Source organism: Vogesella sp. XCS3 (assembly GCF_020616155.1).
Classification (GTDB): domain Bacteria; phylum Pseudomonadota; class Gammaproteobacteria; order Burkholderiales; family Chromobacteriaceae; genus Vogesella.
The window spans coordinates 2,899,445-2,922,205 of the sequence record NZ_CP085530.1 but is presented as its reverse complement, the minus strand read 5'-3'; the positions used below and the strand labels follow the sequence as shown (position 1 = coordinate 2,922,205).

Below are 22,761 nucleotides of genomic sequence, written 5' to 3'. Positions count from 1 at the left end.
CATGAATCAATAAACTGATTCATTAGACACTGCTTAAAAAAAGTGCGCATTCGACATACATCAAGCACCAGTGATCCAGTCACCACACTCGGCGGCAACAAGTCGCAGATCTTGCCCATGCTGCCAGACATCAAAACCTTGCACCGCCAGTAAAACCAGCGTGATCTTCATCACCAGGCTTTCATGGTGGTGCCACTCACACGCCACCACCACGCCGGCCATCAACAATGCCACGGCTAACCCCAGCGCAAGCACATAACTGATGGCGATACGTCGCGGCAAATCCTCTATCGGGAAACGCCCTTCGTGCCATAAAGCGCGCGCCAGCCACTCATCACGCAACGAACGTACTAACACAGGGGCAGCCCAAGCCAAACACAGCCAACCGACAACGGGCACCACCAGCAGCCACACCGCATAACGCGGCAGCGACCGTAAATCGGGTGCGATTTGTTCTACTGTCCTATCCAGCACGTTGCAATACACAAAGGGCAGTGCAATGACAATGATCGGCAAGGTCAACAACACTAAAAGCCAAATCAGGAAACCCATCCCATCCCATCCCATCCCATCTCATCCTCCTGCACGCCAGCCCAAGATCATCGCACGACCACAGAACAGAAAACAAAACGGCAGACGCGACAAGGCCGACCTCGTGGGTCGGCTGTCAGCGCCTGCCGTGGTGAGGGCAAGGGCCAAATGGGGCGGCCTTGTGAGCCTTTGATCTTTCGCGCTGCGGCCAACCTGGCCCGGTAGGGTGACCTGCCGCAACGCGTGCGCGCGCTTTGCTGTTACACCGGGCCTTGCGCGTGTACGCGCTCGGTCTTGCTGGACAGCTTGTTCAGTGCAGCCAGGTACGCCTTGGCGCTGGCCACGATAATGTCGGTATCGGCACCCTGACCGTTAACGATGCGGCCATCCTTGGCCAGGCGCACGGTCACTTCACCCTGCGATTCGGTGCCCTTGGTGATGGCGTTCACCGAGTACAGCTCCAGCTCGGCTTCGCTTTTCACCACGCTTTCGATGGCCTTGAAGGCAGCATCCACGGGGCCGGACCCACCGGACTCGGCGCGGTGCTCGTTGCCGCGCTCCACAAACACGATGTGTGCCTGCGGCTCTTCGCCGGTTTCGGTGGCCACTTTCAGCGACACGAACTTGTAGTCTTCCTGTTCGGCCGCCACCAGCTGGTCGGACACCAGGGCGTGCAAATCTTCGTCGAAAATCTCGCGCTTCTTGTCGGCCAGCTCTTTAAAGCGGGCAAAAGCGGCGTTCAGTGCTTCTTCGCTTTCCAGCACGATGCCCAGCGCCTGCAGTTTGGTACGGAAGGCGTTGCGACCGGACAGTTTGCCCAGCGTCAGGCGGTTGGCGGTCCAGCCTACCGATTCGGCCGACATGATTTCGTAGGTCTCGCGGTGCTTCAGCACGCCATCCTGATGGATGCCGGACTCGTGGGCAAAGGCGTTGGCACCCACAATGGCCTTGTTCGGCTGCACCGGGTAGCCGGTAATGGTGGACACCAGCTTGGAGCCCGGTACGATCTGGGTGGCATCCACGCGGGTTTCCACGCCGAACACGTCTTTGCGGGTTTTCACCGCCATCACGATTTCTTCCATCGCGGCATTACCGGCACGCTCGCCCAGGCCGTTGATGGTACATTCCACCTGGCGGGCACCGCCCAGTACCGCCGCCAGGCTGTTGGCGACCGCCATGCCCAGGTCGTTATGGCAGTGGGCAGACCAGATGACCTTGTCGCCGCCCGGGGTCTTGGCGATCAGCTCGCGGAAGAAAGCTTCGGTGACTTTTGGCACCGCGTAGCCCACGGTGTCCGGCACGTTCAGCGTGGTGGCACCGGCTTTGATCACTTCGCCGAAGATGCGGGCGAGGAAGTCGATGTCGGAGCGCAGCGCGTCTTCGGCCGAGAATTCCACGTCATCGGTGTACTCGCGGGCCAGTTTTACGGCTTTGATCGCGGCTTCCACCACTTCATCCGGCGTCATGCGCAGCTTCTTCTCCATATGGATAGGGCTGGTGGCGATGAAGGTGTGGATGCGCTTTCTCGGTGCCGGGGCGATGGCTTCGCCGGCGGCGCGGATGTCGCGCTCGTTGGCACGCGCCAGGCTACAGACGGTGGATTCCTTGATGACTTCGGCGATGGCGCGGATAGCGTCGGCGTCACCCGGGCTGGCGGCGGCAAAACCGGCTTCGATCACGTCCACACCCAGGCGCTCCAGCTGGCGGGCGATACGTACTTTTTCTTCTTTGGTCATGGCCGCGCCTGGCGATTGCTCGCCGTCACGCAGGGTGGTATCGAAAATGTAAAGACGGTCGCCCATGTCTGGTGATCTCCATTGTGCCGCGGGTTGTGCCCCGGCCAGATAGTCGTTGAAATCGAAACGCTTGCCCTGGTCGGCAGCGAGTTTGGCCAGCTTGTTCAGCTGTGCCAGCGGCAAAGTGCCGCGCTCGCGCCATTTGTAGATGGCAGCACGGGACACCGGCTCATCGGGAAAGGCCGCCGTCAACGCTTCCGCGAGCGTACCGGGGCCACCAAAATCCTCGATTAGACGTTCAATGTCCAATTGCATGCTGCCACTCCTGTCTTGTTATGGGTTTACGATACAAATCTGACGACAATCTGTCAAATGCACTGCACAAAATCGCCCAACGCTGTGTTGCAAAATAGTGTCCAATGCATTTTATTGGACATATTGTAGAATATTTACAGCCAAAGAACAAAAAACAAGGCCCCCGCCTGGGCGGGGGCCTTGCCGCTAACTGCAAATACCAGAGCTAGAAGCGGTAATCCACGTTCATGCCCACCGTGCGCGGCGCACCAACATAAAAGCCGGTAGTACGCTTGCCCAGCATGATGTCTTCGTTCAGCGCATTTTTCACATAGGCACGCACCGTGGTCTCGTCGTTCATGGCGTAGGCCAGGTTGAGGTTGAGCAAGTTGTAATCGCCACCCATGGTGGTGCTGGTATTGGCGGTATCGGTGTAGTACTCGCCCAAGTGCTGCAGGTTGGCCGCAGCGCTCCAGCTACCCCACTGCTTTTTGACGCCCAGCGTGGCGGTGATGTCCGGCGCGTAGGTCATCTCCTTGCCAGCAACACCGGCAGCGCCGACGGGCGCCTTGTCTACTTTGCTACGCAACAGCCCCAGGCCGGCGTTCAGCTCCAGGCCACCGATAATGCTGGCCGCCGCGCTCAGCTCCAGGCCCGTGGTATGCGCTTGCGGTACGTTACGCAGGCGGCTGGCGTAGCTCATCTGGTAGTCGGTGTAATCGTTGTAAAACAGGTTGGCCCCCAGCAGCACGCCACCCTGGCGGGTTTTCAGCGCGTATTCGTAGGCATTCACCTTTTCGCTGCCGTACTCGAACACCACGTTTTTCTCGTCCACCGACACCCCGCCCGGGTTATAGCCCTGACGCACGGTGAGACTCATCTGGGTAACAGGCGACCATTGGTGGCTGATACCGATCTTGGGCAGCAGCAGGGTTTTGCCGATGTCGCCCTTGATAGGCATGCGGTTGTAGACCACATCACGGTTCTGCGTTTCGCGCTCTGCACGCAGGCCGGCCAGTAGCGACCAGCTGTCGTTCAATGCCAGCTCGCCGTCCGCATAGGCAGCCAGCGTGGTGACTTTGTCCGTACCCCGGAATAGCGGGCTGCTGCCCTGGTTGGCAAACAGATCCTGGTCGCGCTGGTAGGCGTACAGGCCCAGCACGCCGCTCAGTGCGCTTTGCGGGCGCTGGAATACCAGCCTGCCTTCCAGCGTGTGGTTCTGGTCGTCCAGCGCCAGGCTCATGCGCGACGGGTATTGCTCGAAGCCGATATGGTTATCGCTATAGCTGTACTGCAGGTGGCCGGTCACGCCGTTCTGGAAGTCGTACTCGGTATCCAGCGTGGTGGTGGTGTTCTGCGAATCCTGGATACGGGCGTTGGCCGCCGCACTGGCCTTGTAGGTGTACGCACCCAGATCTGGCGCGCTGATCAGGTTCAGGTACTCGCCCTGGTAGTCGCGATGCGCTACCGTCAGCCGCGCTTGCAGCTGTGGCAGCGACTTGGGCTTCCACAGCAGCTTGCCCCGTACATTGCTACGCTGCAGCGCGGACGGGTCCTGGCCGGCCACGCCGGTGTAGTTGATGAAGCCGTGCCCTTTCACCGCATTGGCGGTGAGGCGGTAGGCCAGCTCGTCTTCTACCAGCGCACCGGACAACATGCCGGCCACGTTGGCACGGCCGTCGGTATCTTCCCAGCCCAGGCGCAGCGCGCCTTCCTGCTGGAAGCTAGGGTCGTTGGTTTGTACCAGTACCGCGCCACCCAAAGCGTTACGGCCCTGGGTGGTGGATTGCGGCCCGCGCAGCACTTCCACCTGCTTTACGTCCCACACGTCGCTATCCAGATACTGCTGGCCGGTCCATACGTCGGCAACACCGTCCAGGCTGGTGCTGATGCGCGGACGCCCACCGCCCACAAAGGAATAAAAGCCCACGCCAGGGCCGGCGCCCTCTACCCCGCGAATGTTCACGCCACCCACGGCGTTGATGGTCATATTGGGCACCTGGGCGGCTACCTCGTTCACCGAGCTGACCTCGCCGGTGTCTACCTTCTCGGCCTGCAGCACGCTGACCGCCGTGGTGGTTTTGGCCAGGCTACGGTTCATTTTCTCGCCGGTCACCGTTACCTTGTCCAGCACCGTCTCGCTACCGGCAGCGTGCACGGCAGCCGGTAGCAGCATGGCGCTACCGAACAGGATGGCGTACAGCGGGTTGGCCGCAAGGCGGGCCCTGGAATGCTTGCGTTGTTTCATTTTTCTTCCCGAAATAAGCGGGGTGACAGGCCACCCCATCACATGAAATCAGTGGCCTGGCTGCCAAGCGGGGCTAAAGGCGATGGCCAGTGCACGGTCTATAGCGTAGCCATGCATCTGGCCGTGATCGTGGCCAGGCACCACCCGGTAATCGCTCACCAGGCCAGGCTGGCCGTATAGCCTGGCGTGCAGCTCCGCGGTATTGCTCACCATGCGGTTTTGCTGCAGGCGCTGCTGCCGTTGGCGCTCTACCGCCAGGTCGTAGCTGGCCGGCTGCTCGTCCTGCCCTACCCACAGCACCAGCAGGCGTGGCGACGCGACCGGCAGCGCAGGCACCGGTGTGGCCAACAGCGCGCGGTCGCCAAACCACAGCGACGGGCTGATGGCAAAGAAATGCTGGAAGCTCTGCGGCTGGCGCAGCAGCTGGTACACGGTAAACAGGCCGCCATAGGAGTGGCCGAACAGGCTCTGGCGCGCTGGGTTCAGCGGCAGGCGGCGGGCCACTTCCGGCTTGAGCTCTTCGTTGATAAAGCGGGCAAAGGCGTCCGCCCCGCCATGGCGCGGCGAAGACAGCGCGCAAGCCTGGCACGACAGCGGCGGGGTGTAGTCTTCGGCGCGCAAGTCCATCGTCTGGCTGAACGGGCGGCCATAGCCTATGCCCACCACCACGCCAGGCTGCGGCACCACCGGCCCGTGCTGGCGCAAACGCTCGAATACGCTGGCCTCGCGCGGGTTGGCTTGGTGCAGGCGGGCAAAACTGGCGTCGCCATCCAGGGCATACAGCACCGGGTAGCCCCCCGCTGGTGGCGGCACCGCTGGCACCGACAGATAAATGCGATAGTCGCGCCCGGTATGCCGCGAATGCAGCGCAAACTGGCTAGCCCCATCCAGCACCACCGACTCTGCCATGGCCAGCGGCAGGAGATTCAGGCACAGCAGTACGCCGGCCAGGCGGCGTAAAGCACGCTGCTTGATACACATCGTTACCACCCTCTTGTTGATAATCATTCTTATTAGCAAGAAGTCTGGTAGTATCCGGCATAGCCTGTCTGGCTGCTTTTGCGATACGGGCAAGCTTGTTTGCGCAAGACGCGCAGAGGGAACACGGAGGAAACAGCATGCAGGGCCAGCAGGGTGACACCCGCCCGACCACCAGCGACTTCGCCTGGGTACAACACACCACCCCCGGCTTTCTGATCAGCGCCAACCGCAGCCGCGCCAACCCGCATAGCCACAGCAATGCCAGCGCCGCCGGGCTACGGCTGATCGTGGCGCTGCAAGGCCCGATCAAGCTGAACTTCGACCAGCACGACTTCCGCCTGCAGCCGCAGCAACAAGCACAGGTGCTGCTGGTCAACCTGAACGAACCCGCCCTGTTCCAGCGCCACTGCGGCCAACCCGGCATAGAACAGAAAGTGTGTATGGCGCTGGATCACCCCTGGCTGGAACAACACGGCCTGCCCGAGCTCGGTAGCCAGTCGGCCCTGGCGCGTCTGGCCAGCCGCCACCTGGCCGCCATGCAGTGGGTCGCCAGCCCGCAGCTCACGCGGCTGGCGCAGCAGATGGTGCAACACCATGCGGCCAACCCGCTATTAGCCCGCATCGAACGCGAGGGCATGGGCATGTTGCTACTCGGGCAGGCATTGGCCGAAATAGGTAGCCCGCCACCAGACCGCCCGGCTACCCCGCAACTGAACCGCCGCCTGCAGCGGGTAAAGGCGCTGATAGACAGCGGCGAAGGCGAAAACTGGAGCCTACACCAGCTAGCGGAAGCCGCGTGCATGAGCAGCAGCACCCTGCAACGGCACTTCCGCCGCCACTTTGACTGCAGCGTCATGGACTACCTGCGCGGGCAGCGGCTGGAAAGCGCCCGCCAGATGCTGCTAAGCGGGCAGCGCAGCATTACCGACGTAGCGCTGGGGGCGGGCTACAGCTCTGCGGCCAACTTTGCCACCGCTTTCCGCCGCCGCTTCGGCCAGCCACCCAGCGCCTGCCTGCGGTAGGCCCACCATGAAAAAACCGCCCGAAGGCGGTTTTTTTGCTTAGCTTACCGGCGGCGGCGGTGCCTTGCGCCCCAGGTTCATCAGCGCCATCACATAGCCCGACAGCGCATAGCACACAAAGAAGCCGAACAGCACCAGCGGCGGCTCCGACATCAGCAACAGCAACACCACCACCAACCCCAGCAGCATCACGAATGGCACGCGGCGACGCAGGTGGATCTCCTTGAAGCTCCAGTACTTCACATTGGTCACCATGGTGATACCGGCAAACGCGGTAAATACCAGCGCCAGCCAATGCAGGCCGGGCAACTGCTGGTAGCCGTAGGCGTGACAAATCCACACCAGCCCCGCCACCAGCGCCGCTGCTGCCGGGCTGGGCAGGCCGGTAAACCAGCGCTTGTCGGCAGTACCGACCATGGTATTGAAGCGCGCCAGGCGCAGCGCCGCACCGGCGCAATAGATGAAGGCCACCATCCAGCCCAGCTTGCCCATGTCTTTCAGCAGCCACTCATAAGCCACCAGCGCCGGCGCCACGCCAAAGCTCACCATGTCCGACAGGCTGTCGAATTCGGCACCGAAAGCGCTCTGGCTATGCGTCATGCGCGCCACGCGGCCGTCCATGCCGTCCAGAATCATGGCAATGAAAATCGCGACGGCCGCCAGCTCGAAACGCTGGTTCATGGCCTGCACAATGGCGTAAAAGCCGGCAAACAGCGCGGCCAGCGTAAACGAGTTCGGCAGCAGATAAATACCCTGGCGACGCAGCGAGGGCTTGGCAGGTACAGGATCGTGCATGGTTTTCCCGTAGTGTGTTCGTGGGGCCAATGGCCGGATAGCGCGCATTGTACGCCCGAAATGCAAAAACCGGGCACAGGGCCCGGTTTGTCAGAACAATGCCGCAGGGCTTAGTTCTTGGACTGGTCTACCAGCTTGTTCTTGGCGATCCAAGGCATCATGGCGCGCAGCTCGGCACCCACTTTTTCGATCGGGTGATCGGCATTCAGGCGACGGCGGGCGGTCATGCTCGGGTAGTTGGTCTTGCCTTCCAGGATGAACATCTTGGCGTATTCACCGGACTGGATGCGGTACAGGGCCTTTTTCATGGCTTCCTTGGTGGCGGAGGTCACCACTTCCGGGCCAGTCACGTACTCGCCATACTCCGCGTTATTGGAGATGGAGTAGTTCATGTTGGCGATACCGCCTTCGTACATCAGGTCCACGATCAGTTTCAGTTCGTGCAGACATTCGAAGTAAGCCATTTCCGGGGCATAACCGGCTTCGGTCAGGGTTTCGAAACCGGCTTTTACCAGCTCTACGGCACCGCCGCACAGCACGGCTTGTTCGCCGAACAGGTCGGTTTCGGTTTCTTCACGGAAGTTGGTTTCGATCACGCCGCCTTTGGTGCCGCCGTTGGCTGCAGCATAGGACAGGGCGATGTCGCGGGCTTTACCGGATTTGTCCTGGTACACGGCGATCAGGGTTGGTACACCACCACCCTTCACGTACTCGGAACGCACGGTGTGGCCCGGGCCTTTCGGGGCAACCATGATCACGTCCAGGTCGTCACGCGGTACGATCTGGTTGTAGTGCACGTTGAAACCGTGGGCAAACGCCAGGGCCGCGCCCTGCTTGATGTTGGCCGCGATTTCCTTGTAGTACACGTCCGGCTGCGATTCGTCCGGCAGCAGGATCATCACCACGTCGGCCGCTTTCACGGCTTCGGCAATTTCTTTTACCTGGTGACCGGCTGCTTCAGCTTTTTTCCACGATGCGCCATCTTTGCGCAGGCCGACGATCACGTTCACGCCGGATTCTTTCAGGTTCTGGGCGTGGGCGTGGCCTTGCGAGCCGTAACCGATGATGGCGACCTGCTTGCCTTTGATGATGGAGAGGTCAGCGTCTTTGTCGTAGAAAACTTTCATTTTATGTCCCTAGTTGTTCTCGGGCAGCGGGTAGCCGCCCTGGTGATATCAGATCTTCAGAATACGTTCGCCGCGACCAATTCCGGATGCACCGGTACGCACCGTTTCCAGGATCACTGAACGGTCGATCGCCTCGATAAAGGCGTTGAGCTTTTCGCTGGTACCAGTGAGCTCGATGGTGTAGGTCTTTTCCGTCACGTCGATGATGCGGCCGCGGAAGATATCAGCCATGCGCTTCATCTCTTCACGGTCCTTGCCGGTGGCACGGACCTTGATCAGCATCATCTCGCGTTCGATATGGTCGGACTCGTTGAGGTCAATCACCTTGACCACCTCGATCAGCTTGTTGAGCTGCTTGGTGATCTGCTCGATGACTTCGTCAGACCCGTGGGTGACGATGGTCATGCGCGACAGTGTCGGGTCTTCGGTAGTCGACACGGTCAGCGAATCGATATTGTATGCGCGCGCGGAAAAAAGTCCCACTACTCGTGACAGGGCGCCCGCTTCGTTTTCCAGCAAAATAGAAAGAATATGTCGCATGCTGCTAGGCCTTAACACATGTTGCCGTAGTCACGGTTGTTCTCGAACGGGGCAATCTGCAGGTCGCGCATGTGCGGCGGCAGATCCATCTGGTCCAGACCTTTGCCGTTCTGGATCATCGGGAACACGTTTTCGGACTGGTCGGTACGGAAATCCAGGAATACCAGGCGCTCTTTCAGTGCCGGGCTGAACGCTTCGCGCAGCACCGGTTCCACGTCGGCCGGGTTTTCCACCTTGATACCCACGTGGCCGTAGGCTTCGGCAATTTTCACGAAGTCCGGCAGCGCATCCATGTACGACTCGGAGTAGCGGGTACCGTAGAAGAACTCCTGCCACTGGCGCACCATGCCCAGGTAGCGGTTGTTCAGCGCAATCACCTTCACCGGGGTGTGGTACTGCTTGGCAGTAGACAGCTCCTGGATGTTCATCTGGATCGAGCCTTCACCAGTAATGCACGCTACTTGTGCATCCGGGTTGGCCAGCTGCGCGCCAATGGCGGCAGGCAGACCAAAACCCATGGTGCCCAGGCCACCGGAGTTCAGCCACTGTTTCGGGCGCTTGAACGGGTAGTACTGTGCAGCCCACATCTGGTGCTGGCCCACGTCGGAGGTGATGATGGCATCGCCGCCGGTAATTTCATACAGCTTCTGCACCACGTACTGCGGCTTGATGAACTCGGTAGACGGGGTGTACAGCAGGCTGTTGTAGCTGCGCCATTCTTCGATCTGCTTCCACCAGTTGGCCAGATGCTGCTGTGGCACTTGCTGGCCGGTTTGCTTGAACAGGTCGATCATGTCGCGCAGCACGTGTTTCACATCGCCCACGATAGGCACGTCTACCTTCACGCGTTTGGCGATGGAAGACGGGTCTACGTCGATGTGCACGATCTTTTTCGGCTGCGACAGGAAGTGCGACGGCACGCTGATCACGCGGTCGTCAAAACGCGCGCCCACGGCAATCAGCACATCACAGTACTGCATGGCCATATTGGCTTCGTAGGTGCCGTGCATGCCCAGCATGCCCAGGAACTGCTGATCCTGACCCGGATAGGCACCCAGGCCCATCAGGGTGTTGGTACATGGCACACCCAGCATTTTCACCAGCTCGGTGACTTCGGCCGAGGCATTGCCCTGCACCGCGCCGCCACCCACGTAAATGTACGGGCGCTTGGCTTCGGCCAGCAGGTTCACAGCCTTTTTGATCTGGCCGGGGTGGCCACGTGTTACCGGCACGTAGGAGCGGATGCTCACGCTTTCCGGGTAGTGGAACTCGGCCAGACGCTGGGTCACGTCTTTCGGGATGTCTACCACCACCGGGCCCGGGCGGCCGGACGCGGCAATGTAGAACGCCTTCTTGATGGTAGATGCCAGCTCGTTGATGTCTTTCACCAGGAAGTTGTGCTTCACGCACGGGCGGGTAATACCCACCATGTCCACTTCCTGGAAAGCATCCATGCCGATGGCCGGTGTGGACACCTGGCCCGAAATCACCACCATGGGGATGGAATCCATGTACGCCGTCGCAATGCCGGTGACAGCATTGGTCGCGCCAGGGCCGGATGTCACCAGGGCGACACCCACCTTGTTACTGGAACGCGAGTAAGCGTCAGCAGCGTGTACCGCCGCCTGTTCGTGGCGCACCAGTACGTGTTTGAACTGCTGCTGCCGGAAAATAGCATCATATATCTCAAGGACCGCGCCGCCGGGGTAGCCGAAAACGAATTCGACTCCTTCTTCCTGCAAGCTGCGAACCAGGATCTCCGCGCCCGATATCTGCATCTTTGCCTCTTCTTAATTCAGGTATTAATTTTTTGTCCCGTGATGAACGAACTTAGCCGAAGCACCAAAGTCGGTCAAGCGCTTTTGTGCAGGTGCAAAAAAAGGGCAAAAACCAGCAAAAACAGCCACTTTTATGGGGGTAGGCGGCACACGGGGGCTTTGGTAAGATGCTGAGTTGGCCGCAAGGCTGTTCCCCAGTTTTTCCCTATCATCATGACCCGCTCTACCGACTTTCCCGGCCTGACACGCCGCCTGGCCAGCCTGATGTATGAATCCCTGCTGGTTGGCACCCTGTGGCTGGTGGCTGTTGCCGCCTTCACGCCGATTCTGGCCATGGGCAACCACGCCCCGCTGCTGGAATGGCTGCACCGCCTGTTTGTGGCGGGCGTGCTGTTTGGCTACTTTGGCTATTGCTGGGTCAAAAGCGGGCAAACCCTGGCCATGAAACCCTGGCGGCTGAAAGTGGCCATGCCCGATGGCCGCCCGCTATCGTGGCTGCAAGCCGGCGTACGTTTTGGCGTAGCCATGGTGCTGTTTGTCGGTGTACCGGTGCTGTCCTACATTACCTGGCTGCCCTCGCTGGGCTCGCCCAAACTGGCTGCGTGGGCGGCGTTGGCGTGGTGGCTGCTGCCTTTGCTGTGGGTGTTCATGGATAACGACAAGCAATTCCTGCACGACCGCCTGGCCGGTACGCGCATCTTCCTGCTTGCCAAAGGCGAACGCGCCTGAACCGGCACAGCGCTAATAAAAAAACCGCCCAAAGGCGGTTTTTTTATGGCACGCAAACACTTGCGGCCAACTAGCGGCTGGCCGGCTGGTAGCCCGTACGCAGCTGGCCAGCAGGCTGCTGCCACTGCCAGTTGGCTTTCCACGCGCCTACCACCAGGTTGGGGTACTCGGCGCGACCCAGGCTGCCGTTGTAGCGGCCCAGTGCACGAAACAGGTTGCCGCGCTCGATATCCAGGTAATGCCGCAAAATGGTGCAGCCATAGCGCAGGTTGGTGGTGAGGTCGAACAGGTTATGCCCGCTGGCACCGATGCTGCGCACCCAGAACGGCATCACCTGCATCAGCCCGCGCGCGCCTACCGGCGAAATGGCGTACTTCTTGAAGCCGCTTTCCACCTGGATCAGCCCCAGCACCATCTGCGGGTCCAGCCCGGCGCGGGTGGCTTCGTAATGAATCGCCGTCAGCAGGCGCTCGCGCGTCCACTGGTCCGGAATGCGTTTTTCCAGCCGGCGCGACATCTCGGCCAGCCACAACGGGCCTTCGCGCGGGTCTTCAAACACCAGCCGCGGCGCGTTTACATCGGCAATGCTGCGCGACATGGCGCTGGCCACGTTGGCCGCCAGCGCCTCCTCGCGCTGCGCACCCGCCCACGCCGGTACCGCCACCAGGGCGGCCAACAGCAGGGGCAAGGCAAAGCGCAGCGGGGTCATGGCCGTAATCAGGCCAGCTTGGCCAGTACGTGGGCCAGAATGGCGTCCGGCGCTACCGCGGTAGATTCGCTATCGCGGCGATGCTGGTATTCCACCTTGCCTTCTTTCAGGCCACGGTCGCCAATGGTCACGCGGTGCGGCGCGCCAATCAGCTCCCAGTCGGCAAACATCGCGCCAGGGCGCTCGCCACGGTCGTCGATGATCACGTCCACGCCCTGCGCCTGCAGGCCGGCGTACAGTGCGTCGGCGGCGGCTTTCACGCCTTCCGAGCGATCGTAGCCTACCGGGCAGATCACCACGGCAAACGGCGCGATGGCGTCCGGCCAGATCATGCCCTTGTCGTCAAAGTTCTGCTCGATGGCGGCGCCCAGAATGCGGCTGACGCCGATACCGTAGCAGCCCATTTCGAAGTGCTTCGGCTTGCCGTCTTCGTCCAGGAAGGTAGCGTTCATGGCCTGGGAGTACTTGGTGCCCAGGTAGAACACGTGGCCCACCTCGATACCGCGCTGAATCGCCAGCACGCCCTTGCCGCACGGCGACGGGTCGCCCACCACCACATTGCGGATGTCGGCCACTTCCGGCTCGGCGCAATCGCGCACAAAGTTGGCACCGGTGTAGTGGTAGTGATCTTCGTTGGCACCGATCACGAAGTCCGCCATCAGCGCCACGGTGCGGTCGGCTACCACGCGGCCTTTGAAGCCTACCGGGCCCAGCGAGCCAGGGTTGGCACCAAACGCGTCCTTGATCAGCGCCGGGCTGGCCATGGTCAGCGGCTTCTTGATGCCGGCCACTTTTTCGGCCTTCACTTCATTCAGCTCGTGGTCGCCGCGTACCAGCATCAGTACCGCGTCGCCCTCTTCGCCTTCCACCACCACCGCCTTCACGGTGCGGGTGATGTCCACATTCAGGAAGCTCACCAGGTCGGCAATGGTCTTCACGCCAGGCGTATGCACCTTGGCCAGCTCGGCAGCAGCCGCAGCGCGCTCGCCAGCCGGGGCCAGCGCTTCGGCCAGCTCGATGTTGGCCGCGTAGTCGCTATCCGGGCAGTACACGATGGCGTCTTCGCCGGTTTCGGCAATCACCTGGAACTCGTGCGAACGGTCGCCACCGATGGCGCCAGTATCGGCCGCCACGGCGCGGTAGGTCAGGCCCAGGCGGTCGAAGATGCGGCAGTAGGCGGCGAACATATTGTCGTAGCTCTTGCCGGCGTCTTCGGCGGTGCGGTCAAACGAGTACGCATCCTTCATGGTGAATTCGCGGCCACGCATCACGCCAAAGCGCGGGCGGCGCTCGTCGCGGAACTTGGTCTGGATCTGGTAGAAGTTTTTCGGCAGCGCGCGGTAGCTGCGCAGCTCGGCGCGGGCGATGTCGGTAATCACTTCTTCGGACGTCGGCTGAATCACGAAGTCGCGGTCGTGGCGGTCTTTAAAGCGCAGCAGCTCGGCGCCCATGCCGTCGAAGCGGCCGGTTTCCTGCCACAGGCCGGCCGGCTGCACGATAGGCATCACCAGCTCGATGGCACCCGCGCGGTTCATCTCTTCGCGCACGATGTTTTCCACCTTCTTCAGGCTGCGCAGGCCCATCGGCATCCAGTTGTACACACCGGCGGCAACCTTGCGGATAAAACCGGCGCGCAGCATCAGCTTCTGGCTAACGATATCCGCGTCGGCGGGGGCTTCTTTCTGGGTAGAGATGAAAAACTGCGAGGCACGCATGAGCGGGTTCCTTGGAAATTCTGCGAAATGGGGTTGATTGTAGCGGGTAGCAGCGGGCGGGGGGAAGGTTGGCCGCAACGGGCCGGCCAGCGACCGCCCCTTGGTGCAGTTTAGACGGTGGCTTTTTGCAGGAAAGCGTCCCAGTCAGGGGCTCTCAGACTGCTAGTGGGTAGCTGCCGAACCAAATTCACAAAGCGCTTGGATTTGTACAGCCAAGCACTGTTGGTCATTACCATTTTGCCATTGCTGGTAAACAATAAAGACAAACGAGGTACAGCAGCATCTGGCAATACTTCTGGCAAAGCAGCCTCCCATACCTCAACTTTACTGGGCTCGCCCCGACCAATTACGTCCAGTACCTGCGCCGTCACCATCGGGTTAGGGATGGTCAGCAGCTCCATTAAACTCATCTGTAGACATTTTTCCACTGCTAACGCTTTGAAGTTATCCCAATCACCTGGCTGACTAAAGCCTATCAACAAAGCCATTTTCTTTGCCGTATTACCGACCAGCCAATCCGTCACCATTGCTTTGGCCTCGTCATTCAGCTCTGCAAAGGTGGATCTGATCTCACCAAGGAAAACACAAGCCAAAAAATCCTGTAGGTAGCCCAGCAAAGCAGTTTCTTCCAATGGCCCATCTTCCAGGAGTTCAGCAACCAAAGTGGCATGTTGTAGTGGGTCAAACGCAAGGTTAAGGCGATGCTGCAGAAAGCCAATGACTTCGTAAAAGAAAGTCGGTTTCATCCCCTGGCTTGGCAAAGCTGCGGCCAACTCTGGCAATGTATCAGCCTGTAAGAACTGTTCGATGGCCTCATTCGAGAACTGGTTCTCTGATGGTTTCACTTGCCTATAGGCCCTCATCATATTCAGCAGCACATCGATCTCTTCGTCCCAAGAACGGTAGCCCAGATGGATCTGCACCCGGCTGACAAGGCGTGACAGGCGTTGTGGTGTCACCATTCGCTCTTTCAGGCCTTTATTCTTTCCGACCGGCCAGCCAGTAAAATGCTGTATCGCGTCTTTCACTGCAGGCTTGGCAGTTTCTAACGCAGGCATATAGCCCTGCAGCCAACTGGTAAAACGCGCATCATCATTCTTGCCACCGGTGGACATCAGCATCAACTCACGTATGGACAAAATGGCTGACAGCAATTGCTCCCAAAGGCGGCGGTCTTTCAGCCGCATTGCTTCCAGAAACAGAAAGTCCACCGGGTCAATCCGTATCTGCTCGGGTATCAGTTGATAAACATGCACGCTGGACAGCAAACGTTTGGCGTCGCGAGGCAACTGCAGGAAGGCGCTGCAAATCACTCGGAAAGAATCCTGTGCTTCTTGGTCACTCGGCGTACCGTGTAGCAAACGCAAGGTCGTAATGAGCGTATCAAAATTATAGGTATGCCACTTTTTAAGAGTCGGCTTCGGCAAACGATACGGCAGCTGTACGATTTTCTCCAGATACGCCTCGCCCCTGCCCTTATGTACCTCATCCAGCGCCGACGCCACGATGGCGCGGTCGTAGGCGATGACGTAGACGATATTGGGCAGGTCGGCTACCGCCTTGATGACGCGGAACAGCTCGACAATCTCGCGCGCCGGCAGGCGATCGAGGTCATCGATGAAGACGATGGTTTTGAAACTGAGCACGGCCAGCGTCTCAGCGGCAGCATCTCGCAGCTTGCGGAACGACTCCGGCTTGCTACCACCACCGAAAGCCTGCCCTACCCCCTCGGCGACTTTGCCCGCTGTTTGCAACATCGGCTCGGGTGCCAGCTGCATCAGCTTGCCAACCCGCCCGGCAAAGGCAGCCAGCTTGCTGACGCTGTCAAACAGCTTCTCTCCGTCACCACGTGTCCAGTCGATCTGCCCCAATAACTCATCGAAGAAGTGCCGCAGTAGCTGGTCGGAGCCTTCAAACCACCACGGGTTGAAGTCAACAATGGTTGGCCGCGTCTCATCTGTCTTCTCCGCAGGAAACGCGTCTTTCAGCAGGTTAATGAAGCTGGACTTGCCCTCGCCCCATTCGCCTTCAATACCGATGACAAAACTGGCTTTGTCCGGAATCTGTTTCTGGATTAATGCGGCCAACCTTTCAGCGTGCGGCTTAAAGCCTAGCAAGTCTGTCCTAGCGGGGGCGTCGGTCAGCAAATGGGGCAAATCAATAGCGGTATCGGTCATGGCGTTTTACCTGTGGGGCAGGCGCACAGTATGCCATGCGGCTGTTGCAGGGTTGGCCGCGCCCTGCTGCCAACTACCCCCACCCGCCCTGCGTCCAACTCTCGCCAGGCACCCACCACCAGACCACTAGCACACCAGCAAGCATACCAATCCAGGCCACCTGCCTGGCTCCTGTTGGCGGCAGTGCAGCACGGTGCTGATTACGTGTTAGCCATTATCGACATCAGCATGACATACCACGATTAAGAGAAATGATGGCTTAAAAGTGCTTTGAAATGGTTATGTGCAAAATAATAACGCACGTTATCAAATTACTGATTTTTAGCAGTTTGGTATCGATCCCAATAAGCTTCTGTTGCATTTTTGATGTAGTTGCGCCGCAACATTCGATAAAGGTTTCACATTGGTATTGCTCTGGTATTTCGCTGGTATTAGATTGGCTTCGCCGCCGCACCAAGGCCTTATAACAACCGCCAAGTGCTGCTGCCAACGAGAGACAGGTAGCCGTGTGCTGCCAAAGGGACGCCAGGAGTCACACACGCAGGGCGGCCGCAACCACAACACAACCCGAACGAGAGTCCGAGCATGAAACTGAAATCTATTGCCAGCGCTACGCTGCTGGCCGTTGGCCTGACTGCCTCTTTTAGCGCCTTTGCCGCCGACAAGCCGGTGATCGAAGTGTGGACCATGAGCCTGTCGCCAAAATTCGACGGCTACTTCAAAGACCTGGTGGGCAAGTACAACGCGCAGAACCCTGGCGTGGAAGTGAAGTGGACGGACTACCCGTGGGACGTGATCCAGGCCAAATTCACCGCCGCGGTAGGCGCTGGCAAGCCGCCGGCACTGGTGAACCTGAACGTGCCTTGGGCGTATGACTACAAGCAGGACGGCCTGATCCAGCCGGTAGACGGCATCATCAACAAGGCGCAGTTCGTGAAAGGCGCGCTGGCTGACGTGACCTTCGAAGGCAAAACCTACGCCTTCCCGCACTACAACGGCGCCAACGTGATTGCCTACAACAAGGACATCTTTGCCCGCGCCGGCCTGAAAGCCGCGCCGAAGACCTTTGACGAGCAGCTGTCGTTCTCCAAGGCGATCAAGGCCAAAACCGGCGTGGCCGGCTTTGCCCCGACCCTGGGCCCCACCAAGATTGAAGGCTTCCTGATCCAGAACGGCCTGGACGTGGTGAAAGGCGGCAAGGCGGTGTTCAACAGCCCGGCACACGTGGCCATGATGAAAAAGCTGGCCGACGCCTACAAGGCCGGCGCGCTGCTGAAAGACAACCTGTTTGCCCAGGATAACTTCCAGGTGCAGATGCAGGCCTACAACGCCGGCAAGATGGCCATGCTGGTTTCCACCCCTACCTCGCTGACCCGCATCCGTGACGAAGCGCCGGTGCTGTACAAATCCACCGCCGTGGCCGCTGCCCCGGTCGGCCCGACCGGCATTGCCTCCGGCGGCTGGATGTTCAACTTTGCCGTGGCGAAGAACGTAGACAAGGCGCTGCTGCCGGAAGTGGGCAAGTTCGCTAACTACCTGACCAACGACGCCAACCAGCTGGCGTTCTCCAAACTGGCCGGCACCCTGCCGACCAGCGGCAAGGCTGCCAAAGACCCGCACTTCCAGACTGTAGCTGCCCCTGGCGGCGCAGTAGAGCAGGCGGTAGCGGTGGCGGCTTCCAGCCTGGATAGCACCCGCACCATCTTCCTGTCTGGCGTGAAAGACCCGGAAGTGCTGTCCAACAAGCTGGCTGCGGCAGTAGAGCAAGCCGTGACCGGCCGTAAAGACCCGAAAGCCGCGCTGGATGAAGCCGCTGCTTTCTGGAACAGCAAGCTGTAATGCCCGTGTGACCGTCGGGCTGCTACCCCGGTAGCAGCACCACGCCCCCGCCCTGCCTGCGCCCCTGGCGCTGGCAGGGGTGGCCAGGCTTTGCCTGCGGCCAACGGGTATTGGATCAAGTTTGCAAAGTGCGGTGAGTATGAGTGCTTCCAAGAAAAACACACTGCAGGCCTGGCTGTTTCTCGCCCCGGCGCTGCTGCTGTTACTGGCGTTTTCTTTCTGGCCGGTAGGGTTCGGTTCCTACCTGGCGTTTACGCAATACAACCTGATCGACGCCCCGGTGTGGGTCGGTCTGGATAACTTTCGCGAGCTGTTCGCCGACGAGCTGTTCATCAGCTCGCTGAAAAACTCGGCGCTGTACCTGCTGGTGGTGCCTGCCATCCAGGTGCTGGCCATTCTGCTGGCGGTGCTGGTGAACAACCAGCTGCCCGGCATCAAGTTTTACCGCGCGGCCTACTACCTGCCGGTAGTCACCACGGTGTCGGTGATCGGCGTGATCTGGAACTTCATGTACACCGACGACGGCGCGCTGAACTCGGTGCTGCGCTGGCTGCACGTGATCAACGAGCCTATCGGCTGGCTCAGCGACGACCGCATCGCGCTGTTTGCCGTGATGTTCGTCACCATCTGGCGCGGCCTGGGCTGGTACATGGTGCTGTACCTGGCCGGCCTGCAAAGCGTGCCGCAAGACGTGTACGAAGCAGCGGTGCTGGACGGTGCCAACGCCTGGCAGCGCTTCTGGAAGATCACCGTGCCGCTGCTGATGCCCACCATCCTGCTGTGCTCGGTGATGTCCATGTTGGCCGCAGTGAAGTGCTTTGAAGAAGTGCAGATCATGACCAAGGGCGGCCCGATGCAGTCTACCTATACCGCGCTGTTCTACGCCTACGAGTTCGGTATCAAGTCGCTGAACTTTGGCCGTGCGCTGGCTGCCAGCCTGGTGATGTCCGTGTTCTGCGTGGCGCTGGCCTGGCTGAACTTCCGCTACCTGCAACCGCGCAAGAAATGAGGCCAGCCATGGAAAAGACCCTGACCCTGCCGCGGGCTGCCACGGCAAAGAAAATCAATATGAACAAGCTGGCCAACCGCACGCTGCACTACCTGGTGCTGACCCTGCTGGCGGTGATTACCGTGTACCCGTTCTGGTGGACGCTGGTAACGGCGCTGTCTACCAGCGGCGACGTGTTTACCTACCCGCCGCGCATGTGGCCGGAAAACCCGGGCCTGGACAACTTCATCGAAGTGTTCAAGACCATTGATGTGATCGCGTTCTACAAGAACTCCATCATCATCTCGGTGCTGACCGTGGCCGGCACGCTGATTGTGTGCAGCATGGCGGCCTACCCGCTGGCGCGCATGCAGTTCCCGGGCCGCAATATCGTGTTTGGCGCCATTCTGGCCACCATGATCCTGCCGTCGGAGGTGAACTTCCTGGTGAACTTCATCACCGTGTCCAAGCTGGGCATGGGCGATACCTATACCGGCGTAGTGCTGCCGGGCCTGGCTGGCGCGGTGGGCATCTTCCTGATGAAGCAGGCCTTCGAGGCGGTACCGAACGACCTGGTGGACGCCGCCCGCGTGGACGGTGCCACCGAATGGCAGATCTTCTGGCACATCATGCTGCCGCTGGCGCGCCCGGCGCTGGCCGCGTTGACCATCCTGACCCTGGTGGCGGCGTGGAACCAGTACATCTGGCCGTCCATCGTGATGGCCAGCCCGGACAAGTTCCCGCTGTCGGTGGGCGTGCTGTACCTGTCCGGTGCCTTCAGCTTCAAGATTCGCGTGGTGGCCGCCGGTGCGGTGCTCACCGTGCTGCCCATCCTGATTGTGTTCCTGTTTACCCAGCGCTACTTCCTGCGTGGCTTTGATGGAGCTGTGAAATGAGCCAAGACCTGAGCCGCCTGGCCGGCCGTGCCCTGATGGTAGATGTCGCCGGCACCGCCCTGACCGACACAGAAAAGACTTTCCTGCGTGATAACCATATCCGCGCCATCTGCCTGTTCCGCCGCAACGTGCAGGACGCAGCCCAGACCCGTGCGCTGGTTGCCCAGCTGCGCGAAGCCTGCGGCGACGACGTGCTGATCGGCATCGACCAGGAAGGCGGCGCCGTGATGCGCACGCTGTTCCTGCCGCAAGCACCGTCGGCCATGGCGCTGGGCGCGGTGGGCGACGAGCAGCTGGCGCACGACGTAGGCGCCGCGCTGGCGCGTGGCCTGGCCTCGCTGGGCATCAACCTGAACTACGGCCCGGTACTGGATCTGAACAACAACCCGCAAAACCCGGTAATCGGCGAGCGCAGCTTTGGCGAGCACCCGGAAAGCGCCGTAAGGTTGGCCGCCGCCTGGATGCGCGGCCACCAGCAGGAAAACATTGCCTGCTGTGTGAAGCACTTCCCCGGCCACGGCGATACCCATACCGACTCGCACCTGGACCTGCCGGTGGTAGACAAGAGCCGCGCCGCGCTGGACGACTACGAGCTGGCGCCGTTCCGCGCCCTGCTGCCACACAGCGCCTCGCTGATGAGCGCGCACATCCTGTTCCCGCAGCTGGACGAAGCGTGGCCGGCCACACTGTCGCCGGCCATCCTCGGCACCCTGCTGCGCCAGCAATGGGGCTACCAGGGCGTGGCCATTACCGACGGCATGAACATGAAAGCCATCCGCGAACGCTGGGGCCAGGCCGCCGGTACGGCACAAGCGCTGCGCGCTGGCGCCGACCTGTCGCTGGTGCTGCAGTTTGTCGATGAAATGGTCGCCAGCCGCCAGGCGCTGGAACACGCCGTCCACGACGGCAGCCTGAGCAGCGAGCGCCTGGCCGAGGCCGAGCAGCGCGTCAACGCCCTGGTGGCCCGTCACCCCAGCCGCACCCGCGACTACAGCCCGGCACAGGAAGCCGCCGACGTGGCGCTGTTTGCCAGCGCCTGGCGCCGCGCCCTCACCGCCCACGGCCAGCCGCTGCGGCCAACCTCGCGCCAGCTGCGCCTGGTCTTGCAGCAGCAGGCGCCGTCCGACGGCGTATCCGAAGCCGGCCTGTCGGCCGACACCCTGATTAGCGTGCTGCGCCAGCACTTCGAGCTGGACGTGGTGACCTTTGCCAGCCGCCAGGCGCTGGACTGGGCCACGCTGCCGCAGGATGGCCGCTACACCGTGCTGGCCTCCACCACCCGCGAACGCTACGGCGCGCGCGAGGCCGCCAGCTGGCAGCCCGACCTGCACCTGGCGCTGTGGAACCCCTACGCCGCCGCCGACCTGAACGCCCCCGCCCTGCTGACCTACGGCTTTGCCGATGCAGCACTGCACGCCGTCAGCGACTGGCTGCAGGGCACGCTGGACGCCACCGGCCGCATGCCGGCCCGCCTGGCCTGAGCCGCACCAAGGAAAAGAACATGGCTGAACTGAAACTGAAGCAAATCAAGAAAACCTACGACGAAGGCCCTACCGTGATCCACGGCGTGGACCTGGACATCCGCGACGGCGAATTCATGGTGTTTGTCGGCCCGTCCGGCTGTGGCAAGTCCACCATGATGCGCATGATCGCCGGCCTGGAAGACATCAGCGAAGGTGAGGTGTGGATCGGCGACACGCTGGCCAACGACGTGCCTCCCGCCAAACGCGGCGTGGCCATGGTGTTCCAGAGCTACGCGCTGTACCCGCACATGACCGTGCGCGAGAACATGGCTTTCGGCCTGAAGCTGGCCGGCAAAAGCAAAAAGGACATCGATGATGCCGTCACCCGCGCGTCCGACATCCTGCAGATCGGCCACCTGCTGGAGCGCAAACCCAAAGCGCTGTCCGGCGGCCAGCGCCAGCGCGTGGCCATCGGCCGCGCCATCGTACGCAAGCCGGATGTGTTCCTGTTCGACGAACCGCTGTCCAACCTGGACGCCGCGCTGCGCGTGCAGATGCGCATCGAGCTGACCCGCCTGCACCAGGACCTGGGCAGCACCATGATCTATGTGACGCACGACCAGGTAGAGGCCATGACCATGGGCGACCGCATCGCCGTGTTCAACGCCGGCCGCATCGAACAGGTCGGCACCCCGCTGGAGCTGTACCAGCACCCGGCCAACCTGTTTGTGGCGGGCTTCCTGGGCAGCCCCAAAATGAACTTCCTGCCGGTAAGTGCCAGTATCTTCGGCCAAAACACCAGCATTCAGCTGCCCGGTGGCGAGCTGCTTTCCCTGCCTGGCGCCCGCGCCGAGGGCGAGCTGACGCTAGGCATTCGCGCCGAGCACCTGCGCTTTGCCGACCACGGCGTACCGGTAACGGTAGAGCTGGTCGAGCACCTGGGCGATGTGCAGATCGTCTACGCCCGCGCGGCGGGCCAAAGCGAGCCACTGGCCATCAAGCTGGCCAGCGACAGCCCGGCCCCGGCCAGCGGCAGCCGCGCCTGGCTGGCCATCGATACCGCCCAGTGCCATTTGTTTGGCCCGGACGGCCAGGCCATACGCCACAGCCAACACTAGTTTTTAACGGGCGAAAAACCACGCTCAACAGAGAAATGCCGTGTCACGCCCCATTTAAATGACATAGGCATGGGC

Annotated in this window: 18 protein-coding genes; 7 read left to right on the top strand and 11 right to left on the bottom strand. The window is 61.0% G+C overall.

Features of this window, described 5'->3' with window-relative positions; all coding sequences use genetic code 11:
• Window positions 1-60 precede the first annotated feature (60 nt).
• The 4 genes from LCH97_RS13940 to LCH97_RS13925 form a co-directional block, all read right to left on the bottom strand.
• Complete coding sequence (locus LCH97_RS13940; RefSeq protein WP_227302224.1) at window positions 61-552, bottom strand: hypothetical protein; 492 nt, start codon at window positions 550-552, stop codon at window positions 61-63.
• Between the two features lie 239 nt (window positions 553-791).
• A complete protein-coding gene (locus LCH97_RS13935) occupies window positions 792-2,582 on the bottom strand; it encodes a 2-isopropylmalate synthase (protein ID WP_227302223.1) in 1,791 nt (596 codons plus the stop codon).
• 205 nt (window positions 2,583-2,787) lie between these two features.
• On the bottom strand, window positions 2,788-4,809 hold the full coding sequence (locus tag LCH97_RS13930) for a TonB-dependent receptor (RefSeq protein WP_227302222.1): 2,022 nt from the start codon (window positions 4,807-4,809) through the stop codon (window positions 2,788-2,790).
• Window positions 4,810-4,857: 48 nt separating this feature from the next.
• Window positions 4,858-5,790 (bottom strand): alpha/beta hydrolase, encoded by a 933-nt coding sequence (locus tag LCH97_RS13925; RefSeq protein ID WP_227302221.1) that lies wholly within the window; start codon window positions 5,788-5,790, stop codon window positions 4,858-4,860.
• Between the two features lie 137 nt (window positions 5,791-5,927).
• Between LCH97_RS13925 and LCH97_RS13920 the strand changes: the two genes are divergently transcribed.
• Window positions 5,928-6,812, top strand: coding sequence for a helix-turn-helix transcriptional regulator (locus tag LCH97_RS13920; RefSeq protein WP_227302220.1), 885 nt, complete (start codon window positions 5,928-5,930; stop codon window positions 6,810-6,812).
• 39 nt (window positions 6,813-6,851) lie between these two features.
• On the opposite strand, the gene pssA is transcribed toward LCH97_RS13920, so the two are convergent.
• The 4 genes from pssA to ilvB form a co-directional block, all read right to left on the bottom strand.
• Complete coding sequence (pssA, locus tag LCH97_RS13915; RefSeq protein ID WP_227302219.1) at window positions 6,852-7,607, bottom strand: CDP-diacylglycerol--serine O-phosphatidyltransferase; 756 nt, start codon at window positions 7,605-7,607, stop codon at window positions 6,852-6,854.
• Window positions 7,608-7,717: 110 nt separating this feature from the next.
• Entirely contained in the window at window positions 7,718-8,734 is a 1,017-nt protein-coding gene (gene ilvC, locus LCH97_RS13910; protein WP_227302218.1) for a ketol-acid reductoisomerase, read from the bottom strand.
• 48 nt (window positions 8,735-8,782) lie between these two features.
• Window positions 8,783-9,274, bottom strand: a complete 492-nt coding sequence (ilvN, locus tag LCH97_RS13905; protein ID WP_088966057.1) for an acetolactate synthase small subunit — start codon at window positions 9,272-9,274, stop codon at window positions 8,783-8,785.
• Window positions 9,275-9,285: 11 nt separating this feature from the next.
• The gene (ilvB, locus tag LCH97_RS13900; RefSeq protein WP_227302217.1) at window positions 9,286-11,052 is read right to left on the bottom strand and encodes a biosynthetic-type acetolactate synthase large subunit; all 1,767 of its coding nucleotides are present in this window, start codon (window positions 11,050-11,052) and stop codon (window positions 9,286-9,288) included.
• Window positions 11,053-11,265: 213 nt separating this feature from the next.
• Between ilvB and LCH97_RS13895 the strand changes: the two genes are divergently transcribed.
• Window positions 11,266-11,781, top strand: coding sequence for an RDD family protein (locus LCH97_RS13895; RefSeq protein WP_227302216.1), 516 nt, complete (start codon window positions 11,266-11,268; stop codon window positions 11,779-11,781).
• Between the two features lie 70 nt (window positions 11,782-11,851).
• On the opposite strand, the gene LCH97_RS13890 is transcribed toward LCH97_RS13895, so the two are convergent.
• The 3 genes from LCH97_RS13890 to LCH97_RS13880 all read right to left on the bottom strand — a co-directional run bounded on the left by LCH97_RS13890 (window position 11,852) and on the right by LCH97_RS13880 (window position 16,382).
• The gene (locus LCH97_RS13890) at window positions 11,852-12,490 is read right to left on the bottom strand and encodes a lytic transglycosylase domain-containing protein (RefSeq protein ID WP_227302215.1); all 639 of its coding nucleotides are present in this window, start codon (window positions 12,488-12,490) and stop codon (window positions 11,852-11,854) included.
• Between the two features lie 8 nt (window positions 12,491-12,498).
• Window positions 12,499-14,205, bottom strand: coding sequence for a proline--tRNA ligase (locus LCH97_RS13885; protein ID WP_227302214.1), 1,707 nt, complete (start codon window positions 14,203-14,205; stop codon window positions 12,499-12,501).
• A gap of 110 nt (window positions 14,206-14,315) precedes the next feature.
• Window positions 14,316-16,382, bottom strand: a complete 2,067-nt coding sequence (locus tag LCH97_RS13880) for a P-loop NTPase fold protein (protein ID WP_227302213.1) — start codon at window positions 16,380-16,382, stop codon at window positions 14,316-14,318.
• 585 nt (window positions 16,383-16,967) lie between these two features.
• Between LCH97_RS13880 and LCH97_RS13875 the strand changes: the two genes are divergently transcribed.
• From LCH97_RS13875 to LCH97_RS13855, 5 genes are all read left to right on the top strand, one after another.
• Window positions 16,968-18,221 (top strand): ABC transporter substrate-binding protein, encoded by a 1,254-nt coding sequence (locus LCH97_RS13875; RefSeq protein ID WP_227302212.1) that lies wholly within the window; start codon window positions 16,968-16,970, stop codon window positions 18,219-18,221.
• A 139-nt stretch (window positions 18,222-18,360) separates the two neighbouring features.
• Window positions 18,361-19,230, top strand: coding sequence for a carbohydrate ABC transporter permease (locus LCH97_RS13870; RefSeq protein ID WP_227302211.1), 870 nt, complete (start codon window positions 18,361-18,363; stop codon window positions 19,228-19,230).
• 8 nt (window positions 19,231-19,238) lie between these two features.
• Window positions 19,239-20,105 carry a carbohydrate ABC transporter permease gene (locus LCH97_RS13865; protein ID WP_227302210.1) on the top strand — a complete coding sequence of 289 codons (867 nt, stop codon included), beginning with the start codon at window positions 19,239-19,241 and terminating at the stop codon, window positions 20,103-20,105.
• Window positions 20,102-21,586 (top strand): beta-N-acetylhexosaminidase, encoded by a 1,485-nt coding sequence (gene nagZ, locus LCH97_RS13860; protein ID WP_227302209.1) that lies wholly within the window; start codon window positions 20,102-20,104, stop codon window positions 21,584-21,586. The genes LCH97_RS13865 and nagZ overlap by 4 nt, the downstream gene beginning before the upstream one ends.
• 20 nt (window positions 21,587-21,606) lie before the next feature.
• Entirely contained in the window at window positions 21,607-22,686 is a 1,080-nt protein-coding gene (locus tag LCH97_RS13855; protein ID WP_227302208.1) for an ABC transporter ATP-binding protein, read from the top strand.
• Window positions 22,687-22,761 lie beyond the last annotated feature (75 nt).